Origin of the sequence: Frankia tisae, from assembly GCF_025403405.1 — a bacterium.
GTDB lineage: Bacteria > Actinomycetota > Actinomycetes > Frankiales > Frankiaceae > Frankia > Frankia tisai.
In genome coordinates this window covers 1-4959 of sequence record NZ_JANEZT010000437.1, presented here as the reverse complement: position 1 = coordinate 4959, position 4959 = coordinate 1, and the positions used below count along the sequence as shown (strand labels likewise).

Here is a 4959-nt window from a genome sequence, read left to right as displayed (position 1 = left end):
CGGGCGAGGCGGGCGATCACCCCGGGCACCAGCAGCTCCCGCCACCTGGACTGCTTCTCCAGGTGCGCGGCCTTGAGCGCCGGGGTCTCGTGCAGCATCCGCAGCAGGACGAGCGTGCGCGCCGGGTCGAGGCGGTTGCGTTCCTCGATGAGGTCGAAGGCGCGGCGCAACGCCAGCCATGCGTCCTCCCGCGGCGGGCGTTGTTGGACGGCAGCGGCGAGCGCCCGACCGAACGTCTCGAAGTTGCCCAGGATCACCTGCTCCTTCGACGCGAAGTAGCGGAAGAAGCTGCGCTTGGACAGCCCGGCGGCGGAGGCGATCTGGTCGATCGTGGTCACGTCGTAACCCTGCTCGGCGAACAGGCTCATCGCCACGGTCATGAGCTCGGAGCGCACGGCGCGGCGGGTGCGTTCGCGCAGACCGGGAGGCGGCTCCATCATCACGTCCAGATGGTACGCCGTGACTGATCTGTCATCAGGTGTCGTTTTCGGCGTACGGTGTCACAAGCGGCGATCGTCGCGACGGCATCAACCCGGGCAACCCGGGCAACCCGGGCAGTCGGGAAGGAACGCCATGAGCAGGGTGTGGTTTGTGACCGGAGCGTCCAGGGGCTTCGGCCGCGTGTTCGTGGAGTCGGCAGTGCAGGCCGGCGACCAGGTGGTCGCCACCGCCCGCAAGGTCGACGCGGTGGCCGACCTGGCAGCCGCCCACGGCGACGCCGTGCTGCCGCTCGCGCTGGACGTCACGGACCGGGCCGCCGTCGACGCGGCGGTCAAGGCGGCGGTCGCCCGCTTCGGGCGGCTCGACGTCGTTGTGAACAACGCGGGCTACGGCCACTTCGGCGCGGTCGAGGAGCTCTCCGAGAGCGACATCCGTAATCAGCTGGAGACGAACTTCTTCGGCGCCCTGTGGGTGACCCAGGCGGTGCTGCCACTGCTGCAGTCGCAGGGCAGCGGGCACATCATCCAGATCTCCACGATCGGTGGAATCGCCGCCTTCCCGTCCCTTGGCGCCTACCACGCGTCGAAGTGGGCGCTGGAGGGTCTCAGCGAGTCCCTCGCGCAGGAGGTCGCCGCCTTCGGGATCAAGGTGACCCTCGTCGAGCCGGGCGGTTACAGCACCGACTGGTCCGGATCCTCCGCGGTGCACTCGACCCCGTCGCCGACGTACGACAACCTGCGCAAGGCGATGGCCGAGCGGCGCGCGGGCGGCGGGATGGCGATCGGTGACCCGGCGGCGACCGGAGCGGCCCTCCTGAAGATCGTCAACGCCGAGAATCCGCCGCTGCGGGTGCTGTTCGGCACCCCGCCCACCCAGATCGTCAAGGCGGTCTACCAGCAGCGGCTGGCCACCTGGGCGCAGTGGGAGCAGGTCTCGATCGAGGCCCAGGGCAGCTAGCTCGATCGTGCGCCGGTTGCGGCGCTCCGGACCGGTGGCGGCGCGTCGCCGCCACCGGTCGTCAGCCGGCGGTGGCGAACAGGCGCTCGCGGTGCTGGCGGGTTGTGCCGCGGACCAGCTCGTCGACCTTGATCCGGCGCAGGAACAGGTGCAGGTCGTGCTCCCAGGTGAAACCCATGCCGCCGTGGAGCTGCAGCGCCGTGCTGGCCGCACGGCTGGTCCCCTCACCGGCCACGGAGCCGGCGACCGCGACGGCCGTGCCGGCGGAGAGCAGGTCGCCGCCGTCGAGTGCGCGGGCGGCGTCGTGGCCGCAGAGCCGAGACGCCTCGATGTCGACGGCCATGGTCGCCGCGTGGTGCTTGACCGCCTGGAATGATCCGATTGGCCGGCCGAACTGCTCGCGTTCCTTCACGTAACCGACCGTCATGTCCAGCAGGCGACCGGCGGCGCCGACCGCGTCCAGAGTGTGGATGAGCGCCAGCGCCTGATCCAGGGTGTCGGCGACGTCCGCGCCGACCCGGGTCCAGTCACCCGCCGGGACGGTGACGCCGTGCAGGTCGACGGCGGCGATGTCCCGGCTGAGGTCGAGGGTGGTGCGGGCGGTGCGGGCGGCGCTCGAGGCGGGGACCAGCGCGAGGGCGCGGTCGTCCCCGATCGCGGCACTGACCAGCAGCCAGGCCGCGCCGAGGCCACCGACGACGATGGCGGCCCGGCCGGCGAGGGTAAGCGTGCCGTCGGCTCCGGGCACGCCGCCGATCGCGGCGTCGTCCGGCTCGGCCGCGGCCGGGACCGCGAGCGCCGAACCGTCGGCCACCGCGTCGGACACGGCCGCCCCGATGCCGATCTGATCGAGCAGCCGGGCGACCAGCGCGGCCTGTCCGAGCGGCAGCGGTGAGCCGGCGCGGCCGAGTTCCTCCACGACGACCGCGAGGTCGGCGAAGGTTCCCCCCTCCGCGGGCCGCAGCAGCGAGGTGAGTCCGAGTTCGGCGGCGGCGCGCACGTCGTCCGCCGAGTAGAGCGCCGCGAGTGCCGCGCCGTCGGCCCGGGCCGCGGCCAGATCGGTGCGCTCCGCGAGCCAGTCGCGGGCGGCTTCGGCCAGGCTGACCTGTTCGTCACTGAGAAGCATGTCGGGCGGATCCTTCCCCGACCGGCGTGGTCGGCTGGCAGAGCATCGGGCCGGCGGAGCGTCGGGCTAGCGGGGCAGGCCGAGGGCGCGTTCGGCGATGAGGTTGCGCATGATCTCCGAGCTGCCGCCGGCGATCGTGTACGCGCGGGCGTAGAGGTAGGCGTCCTGCCAGCGGCCGCCGTCGACGGCGTCGAGGTCGCCCTCGGTGAGGATGCCGCGCGCGCCGAGCAGGTCCACGGCGAACTCGTGCAGCCGCAGGTTGAGTTCGCTGAACCACAGCTTCCCCGCCGGGGCGTCGATCACCCGTTCCCGGCCGGCCCGCCAGCGGGCGAACGAGGACTGCCCGAGCAGCGCACAGGCGCGGATCTCGGCCCGCAGCGCGCCGAAGCGCTGGCGGACGTCGGCCTGTTCCACCGCCGGCCGACCCTCGATCTCGATCTTCTGCGCGAGCGCGTACAGGTCCTCCCAGGCGAGCTGGAGGTCGACGACTGCGGCGCTGACGCCGTTGCGCTCCTCGGCCAGCGACGCGTTCGCGACGATCCAGCCCTGGCCGGGCGTGCCGATCACCGCGGTGGCCGGGATGCGCGCCCCGTCGAAGAACACCTCGTTGAAGTCGGAGGTGCCGGTGAGTTCGCGCAGTGGCCGGACGTCGATGCCCGGGGTGTCCATGTCGATCGCGAACGCGGTGATGCCCTTGTGCTTGGGCATGTCCGGGTCGGTGCGCGCGAGCAGGTACCCACGGTTGGCCCAGTGGCCGTTGGTGGTCCACACCTTCTGCCCGGTCACGACGTAGCCGTCGCCGTCGGGCACCGCGCGGGTGCGCATGCCGGCGAGGTCACTGCCCGCGCCGGGCTCGCTGAACAGCTGGCACCACAGGTCGTCGCAGGAGCGGATGGCGGGCAGCAGCCGCGCCTTCTGCTCGTCGCTGCCGAAGCGGATCAGGGCGCTGGCGGCCAGGCCGTTGCCGCCGAGGTGCATCGGGGCACGGGCCCGCGCGATCTCCTCGGCGACGACGACGTCCCGCCGCGGGTCATGCCCGGCGGCGCCGCCGAACTCCAGCGGCCAGTCGGCGCCGTAGTAGCCCGCCTCGAACAGGGCGGCGATCCAGTGCCGCAGCTCGGCGAGCTCCGCGGCGTTCTCCGGGCTGCGCACCCCCGCCCTGGCCGCCCGACCCGGCGCGTGGCCGGCGACGAACGCCCGCACCCGCGCCCGTAACTCCCCCAACTCGGTTCCCGAACCCCAGTCCACGCTCATGACTCCTGCTCCAACCCGACGACGACACGTTGCCCGCTGCGGTCCGGCCGTGCGGTCCGCAGCGGCCCTCACACGCCCAGCGAACGACCGATGATCTCCTTCATGATCTCCGTCGTGCCGCCGTAGATGGTCTGAATGCGCGCATCCGTGAACGCCCGCCCGACGGGGTATTCCGACATGTAGCCGTAGCCGCCGTGCAGCTGCAGGCAGCGGTCGACGACCTTCTGCTGCAGTTCGGTGGCCCACCACTTCGCCTTGGAGGCGTCGACGGTGGTCAGCTTCTCCTCGAACGACGCCTTCAGGCAGCGGTCGATGTACACCTGGGCGATGTCGAGCTCGGTGGCGAGCTCGGCCAGCAGGAAGCGGTTGTGCTGGAAGCTGCCGATCGGCTGGCCGAAGGCGGTGCGGGTCCTGGTGTACTCCAGCGTGGAGTCGAACACCGCCCGCGCCCCGGCGACCGCCGAGATCGCGATCGACAGCCGCTCCTCGGGCAGGTTCTCCATCAGGTGGATGAACCCGCCGCCCAGCTTGCCCAGCACGTTGCGAGCCGGCACCCGGACGCCGTCGAAGAACAGCTCGGCGGTGTCCTGCGCGTGCAGGCCGATCTTGTCGAGGTTGCGGCCGCGGGAGAAGCCGGGCATGTCCCGCTCCACGACGAGCAGGGAGATGCCGCGGCTGCCGGCGGCCGGGTCGGTCCGCGCCACGACGATGACGTAGTCGGAGTGGATCCCGTTCGTGATGAACGTCTTGGCGCCCGAGACCAGCCAGTCGTCGCCGTCGCGCACCGCGGAGGTCCGGATGCCCTGCAGGTCGCTGCCGGCACCCGGCTCGGTCATCCCGATCGCCCAGATCGCCTCGCCGGAGGCGAACCCGGGCAGCCAGCGCGCCTTCTGCTCGTCGTCGGGCAGCCGGCTCAGGTAGGAGCCGACGACGTCGTTGTGCAGCAGGAAACCCGGACCGGTGGCGAACGCGGCCGCGAGCTCCTCGGCGACGACGGCGTTGAACCGGAAGTCACGAACCCCGCCCCCGCCGAACTCCTCGGCGACGTTGAACCCGATGACCCCGTGCTTGGCCGCCTTGGCGAACACCGTCCGGTCGACGATCCCCTCGGCCTCCCACCCGGCGTGATACGGGGTGATCTCGCGGGCGATGAACTCCCGGACGACCTCCCGGAACTGCCG

Annotated in this window: 5 protein-coding genes; 1 reads left to right on the top strand and 4 read right to left on the bottom strand. The window is 72.0% G+C overall.

Translation table 11 applies throughout. From position 1 onward, the window contains the following. Nucleotides 1–437: TetR/AcrR family transcriptional regulator (locus NBZ85_RS27535; protein ID WP_261562920.1), on the bottom strand; the 437-nt coding region annotated here is incomplete at its 3' end. Between NBZ85_RS27535 and NBZ85_RS27530 the strand changes: the two genes are divergently transcribed. Further along, entirely contained in the window at nt 379–1398 is a 1020-nt protein-coding gene (locus NBZ85_RS27530) for an oxidoreductase (RefSeq protein WP_308205229.1), read from the top strand. The two genes, NBZ85_RS27535 and NBZ85_RS27530, sit on opposite strands and share 59 nt — an antisense overlap. A 61-nt stretch (nt 1399–1459) precedes the next feature. On the opposite strand, the gene NBZ85_RS27525 is transcribed toward NBZ85_RS27530, so the two are convergent. From NBZ85_RS27525 to NBZ85_RS27515, 3 genes are all read right to left on the bottom strand, one after another. Beyond that, nucleotides 1460–2524 (bottom strand): acyl-CoA dehydrogenase family protein, encoded by a 1065-nt coding sequence (locus NBZ85_RS27525; RefSeq protein WP_261559466.1) that lies wholly within the window; start codon nt 2522–2524, stop codon nt 1460–1462. A gap of 66 nt (nt 2525–2590) precedes the next feature. Beyond that, the gene (locus NBZ85_RS27520) at nt 2591–3778 is read right to left on the bottom strand and encodes an acyl-CoA dehydrogenase family protein (protein WP_261562917.1); all 1188 of its coding nucleotides are present in this window, start codon (nt 3776–3778) and stop codon (nt 2591–2593) included. 68 nt (nt 3779–3846) lie between these two features. Continuing rightward, the coding region (locus NBZ85_RS27515) for an acyl-CoA dehydrogenase family protein (RefSeq protein WP_261562916.1) at nt 3847–4959 on the bottom strand (1113 nt) is incomplete at its 5' end.